This is a genomic window from Nocardioides sp. (genome assembly GCF_031422975.1).
GTDB lineage: Bacteria > Actinomycetota > Actinomycetes > Propionibacteriales > Nocardioidaceae > Nocardioides.
The window spans coordinates 1-4,905 of record NZ_JANPEO010000238.1 but is presented as its reverse complement, the minus strand read 5'-3'; the positions used below and the strand labels follow the sequence as shown (position 1 = coordinate 4,905).

Annotated in this window: 5 protein-coding genes; 1 reads left to right on the top strand and 4 read right to left on the bottom strand. The window is 67.6% G+C overall.

The window, feature by feature from the left end:
* From RMO85_RS07135 to RMO85_RS07120, 4 genes are all read right to left on the bottom strand, one after another.
* On the bottom strand, window positions 1-211 hold a 211-nt coding region (locus RMO85_RS07135), incomplete at its 3' end, for a thiamine-binding protein (RefSeq protein ID WP_310527998.1).
* 4 nt (window positions 212-215) lie between these two features.
* Window positions 216-2,900 carry an aconitate hydratase AcnA gene (gene acnA, locus RMO85_RS07130; protein WP_310527997.1) on the bottom strand — a complete coding sequence of 895 codons (2,685 nt, stop codon included), beginning with the start codon at window positions 2,898-2,900 and terminating at the stop codon, window positions 216-218.
* Window positions 2,901-3,060: 160 nt separating this feature from the next.
* Window positions 3,061-3,408 (bottom strand): UBP-type zinc finger domain-containing protein, encoded by a 348-nt coding sequence (locus RMO85_RS07125; RefSeq protein ID WP_310527996.1) that lies wholly within the window; start codon window positions 3,406-3,408, stop codon window positions 3,061-3,063.
* A gap of 11 nt (window positions 3,409-3,419) precedes the next feature.
* Window positions 3,420-4,091, bottom strand: coding sequence for a helix-turn-helix transcriptional regulator (locus RMO85_RS07120; protein ID WP_310527994.1), 672 nt, complete (start codon window positions 4,089-4,091; stop codon window positions 3,420-3,422).
* A 190-nt stretch (window positions 4,092-4,281) separates the two neighbouring features.
* Here RMO85_RS07120 and RMO85_RS07115 point away from each other — a divergent pair, with 190 nt between their 5' ends.
* Window positions 4,282-4,893 carry a hypothetical protein gene (locus RMO85_RS07115; RefSeq protein ID WP_310527993.1) on the top strand — a complete coding sequence of 204 codons (612 nt, stop codon included), beginning with the start codon at window positions 4,282-4,284 and terminating at the stop codon, window positions 4,891-4,893.
* Window positions 4,894-4,905: the final 12 nt, after the last annotated feature.

Genomic DNA, 4,905 nt, shown 5'->3' with positions numbered 1-4,905 from the left:
CGACCCGGGGCGACACCTCGGCGACCACCTCGACGGCGCGCTTCACGACCGCCATCACCTCGTCCCACTCCCCCTCGATGTTGGTGAACATCGCGTTCGTCTCGTTGGGCAGACCGGACTCACGGACAACCCGGACCGCGGCCGCGACGGCCTCGGTCACCGAGCCGGTCTCGTCACCGGACAGGGGGCTGATGCTGAACGCAACGATCATCGGCTCAGGCCTTGAGCAGGTTGCGCAGGACGTACTGCATGATCCCGCCGTTGCGGTAGTAGTTGGCCTCGCCCGGGGTGTCGATGCGCACGACCGCGTCGAACGAGACACTCTGCCCATCCACTGCAGCCGCGGTGACCTTGACGGTCTTCGGCGTGGTGCCGTCGTTGAGGGCGGTGATCCCGGAGATCGAGAACTCCTCCTCGCCGGTGAGACCGAGCGACTCGGCGTTCTGACCTGCGGGGTACTGCAGCGGGATGACGCCCATGCCGATCAGGTTGGAGCGGTGGATGCGCTCGTAGGACTCGGCGATCACGGCCTTGACCCCGAGCAGCGAGGTGCCCTTGGCTGCCCAGTCGCGCGACGAGCCGGAGCCGTACTCCTTGCCGGACAGGACCACCAGCGCGATGCCCGCCGCGACGTAGTGCTCGGACGCCTCGTAGACGCTGGTCACTTCGCCACCGGCGGTGAAGTCGCGCGTGACGCCGCCCTCGGTGCCGGGCGCGAGCTGGTTGCGCAGGCGGATGTTGGCGAACGTGCCGCGGATCATGACTTCGTGGTTGCCTCGGCGCGAGCCGTAGGAGTTGAAGTCACGCTGCTCGACGCCGTGCTCGGCGAGGTAGCGACCAGCGGGGCTGTCCTTCTTGATCGCACCGGCCGGGCTGATGTGGTCGGTCGTGACCGAGTCGCCCAGCTTGAGCAGCACCCGCGCACCGCTGATGTCCTCGACCGGGGCCGGCTCGTCGGGCATCCCGTCGAAGTACGGAGGGCGGCGCACGTAGGTGGAGTCCTCGTCCCACGCGAACGTGTTGCCCTCGGGCGTCTGAAGCGACTGCCAGCGCTCGTCGCCGGCGAAGACGTCCTTGTAGGACTCGTCGAACATGTCGGAGTTGATCGCTCGCGCGATGGTCTCCTCGATCTCCGTCGGGCTGGGCCAGATGTCCTTGAGGAAGACGTCGTTGCCGTCCTGGTCCTGGCCGAGCGGGTCTCCGTAGAGGTCGACGTCCATCGTCCCGGCGATCGCGTATGCGACCACCAACGGGGGCGACGCGAGGTAGTTCATCTTCACGTCGGGGTTGATCCGACCCTCGAAGTTGCGGTTGCCCGACAGCACGCTGGTGACGGCGAGGTCTGCCTCGTTGACCGCGGCCGAGACCTCGGGGATGAGGGGGCCGGAGTTGCCGATGCAGGTCGTGCAGCCGTAGCCGACGAGGTTGAAGCCGAGCTTGTCGAGGTACGGCGTCAGGCCGGACTTCTCGTAGTAGTCACTGACCACCTTGGAGCCGGGCGCGAGCGTGGTCTTGACCCACGGCTTGCGCGAGAGACCCTTCTCCACCGCCTTCTTGGCCAGCAGCGCCGCACCGATCATCACGCTCGGGTTGGAGGTGTTGGTGCAGGACGTGATCGCCGCGATGGTGACGGCGCCGTGGCCGATCTCGAACTCCTGGCCGTCGAGGCTGATGGTCGCCTTGGCGTCCTTGTTGTCGGTGTAGTCGGCCAGCGCGGTCTGGAAGCTCTCCTGCGCCCGGGAGACCTCGACGCGGTCCTGCGGACGCTTCGGGCCGGCGATGCTCGGAACGACGGTGGAGACGTCGAGCTCGAGCTTCTCGGAGTAGCGCGGCTCGGCACTCGGGTCGTGCCACAGCCCCTGTTCCTTGGCGTAGGCCTCGACGAGCGCGAGCTGCTCCTCGGGGCGCCCGGTCAGGCGCAGGTAGTCGATGGTCTGCTGGTCGATCGGGAAGACCGCGATGGTCGAGCCGAACTCGGGGCTCATGTTGCCGATCGTGGCGCGGTTGGCCAGCGGCAGCGCCGAGACACCGGGTCCGTAGAACTCGACGAACTTGCCGACGACGCCGTGCTTGCGCAGCATCTCGGTGATCGTCAGCACCAGGTCGGTGGCGGTCGCACCCTCGGGCAGGTCGCCGTTGAGCTTGAAGCCGACCACGCGCGGGATCAGCATGGAGACCGGCTGGCCGAGCATGGCGGCCTCGGCCTCGATGCCGCCCACACCCCAGCCCACGACGCCGATGCCGTTGACCATGGTGGTGTGGGAGTCGGTGCCGACGCAGGTGTCGGGGTAGGCCTGCAGCTCACCGTCGACCTCGCGCGTGAACACGGTGCGGGCGAGGTGCTCGATGTTGACCTGGTGCACGATGCCGGTGCCGGGCGGGACGACCTTGAAGTCGTCGAAGGCGCCCTGGCCCCAGCGCAGGAACTGGTAGCGCTCGCGGTTGCGCTCGTACTCGATCTCGACATTTCGCTCGAACGCGTCGGGGGTGCCGAAGACGTCGGCGATGACCGAGTGGTCGATGACCATCTCGGCCGGCGCGAGCGGGTTGATCTTGGTCGCGTCACCGCCGAGCTCGGCCATGGCCTCGCGCATCGTGGCGAGGTCGACGACGCAGGGGACGCCGGTGAAGTCCTGCATGATCACGCGCGCCGGCGTGAACTGGATCTCCTTGTCGGGCTCAGCGGTCTCGTCCCAGCCCGCGAGCGCCGAGATGTCGTCGGCGGTGATGTCCGCGCCGTCCTCGGTGCGGAGAAGGTTCTCCAGGAGCACCTTGAGGCTGAACGGCAGCGAGTCGACGTCGAGCCCGTCGCCCACCACCTTGTCCAGCCGGAAGATCTCGTAGGACTTGCCGTCCACGTCGAGGGTGCTCTTGGCGCCGAAGCTGTCCTGACTGGCCATTCGCCACATCTCCTGAGTTGTCTCGTGGATCGCTGAGCCGTGTGCGGCCCATCTTGCCGTCGCCGGGTGAACCCGGGGAAGCAAGGCGACCCTAAACCCGGGCCGGCGTCACATCGTCGTTTGTCTTGATGTCAAGATACATGATGGTCGCCGTGCGCGGCTACTGGTTGACGCGGTCGCGCCAGTCGACGGGCACCCGTCCTGCTGGTCCCGGGGTCGGCTGGTCGTCCGGATGGGCCGTCGGTGGCGCCAACTCCGGTCCGAGCACCCCCTTCTCCTGCTCGTAGTCCCAGAACCAGGACTCCCCCGGCTCGTAGGACTGGATCACGCGATGGCCCGTGTCGCGGAAGTGCGCCGTCGCGTGCTGGCCCGGCGACGAGTCACAACACCCGACATGTCCGCACAGCGCGCAGCGTCGGAGGTGCACCCACCAGCCGCCTTCCTCGTCGCACTCCACGCAACCTGCTCCGCTGGGTGGCGTACCGACCTCGATGCCGTTCGTCGTCATGCTCACAGACGCTAGCCACGTCTGGTCGTCGGCACGAGGGCGAGATGTCGGCTGCGCGGCGTGCTCACCACCCGCGCCCAGGCTCGAAAGTCCTCGGGTCGCCGATTGCGGGACTTCCTCGAGTCCTGCCACGCCCATTCCGGGATCGACGTGAGCTGGCGGCGAGCCGGCAGCCAGCCCTCTCTGGCCTCGGCCACCAGCTCATCCCAGGTCGGATGGTCATCGACATCGGCCAGACTCGGCGAACGACCGTAGTGCTGCCACCACCGGCTGTAGCGAACCCTCGGCAGCTCCAGCATCTCGGACCGAAGCAGGATCTGGCTGAACCATGCCGTCGACTCCGCCCCCTCCGGCACCCACCACCCCTCCGCCCACACGAACGTGTGCGCCGGATAGCGGCGACCCGCCGCATCCCTGGCCGCGACGACCTTCATCGGCGTCACCCGCTCACCGTCGGCCCGGACCGCGGCCAGGGCCAGCTCGGCGACCCGCAGCACCCGCGCCAACATGAGCGCCGACGGCGATGTCCGCCCGGTCTCCCACTTGGCAACTGCCGACTGCGAGACACCCAGGTGATGCGCCAACTCCCGCTGCGACAGCTTCGCCAGACGGCGTACGCGCCGGATCAACCCCGAGATCCCATCCGAATCAACGGGTGCCGCGTCCTGCTCCTCGATCTCCATCCCATCTCCCCGATGGTCGCTCGTGTGTCCTGGGCCCATGAGAACAGGGGCCACCGACAACGATGCTTGGACCTGAGTCTCGAGAAGACTCAGGTCCAAGCGTGTACAGGCGGAGGGGGCGGACCGAACCCGCGGGCCATCCGTTCGGCGTGACAAACTGCCGTCGGCTGGAGGGTGACGAGGAGGTCGCATGCTCGACGAGCGGTTCGTCTACCTGACCCTGCTGCTGAACCTGGGCGGCACGGCGCACTACATCACCATGATCTTCGCCGGCCAAGTCCGCCCCAACCGGGCGTCGTGGCTCTTGTGGGCGATCGCCCCCGCTGTGGTCTTCGCAGCCGAGCTTGCCCAGGGTGTGGGCCTGCGCTCACTGATGACCTTCGGCATCGCACTGGGACCACTACTGGTGGTCATCGCCTCATATGCGACCAAGGCGGCCTACTGGAAGCTCGGGGTCCTGGACTGGGCCTGCGGTGGACTGTCCGGGCTTGCGATCGCGATGTGGGTCATCACCGACTCAGCGGTAGTCGCCATCGTTCTCAGCATCGCCGCCGACGCAGTCGCGGCGATCCCGACGGTGCGAAAGACGATCACCCATCCGCACACCGAGAACCCGTTGTTCTTCGTGTTGGTTTCCCTGGGCGGCGCAGTCACACTGCTCACCATCCAGCGCTGGACCTTCGCCGACTGGGCCTTCCCCCTCTACATCTTCCTCTTCCCCGGGTTCCTGGCCGTGCTCATCTGGCGGCGGCAGTCGAGCTTGCGGCACGAGAGTGTCGCCCCGGGTAGGGCACCGAGCTAGCCTCCGCCACCC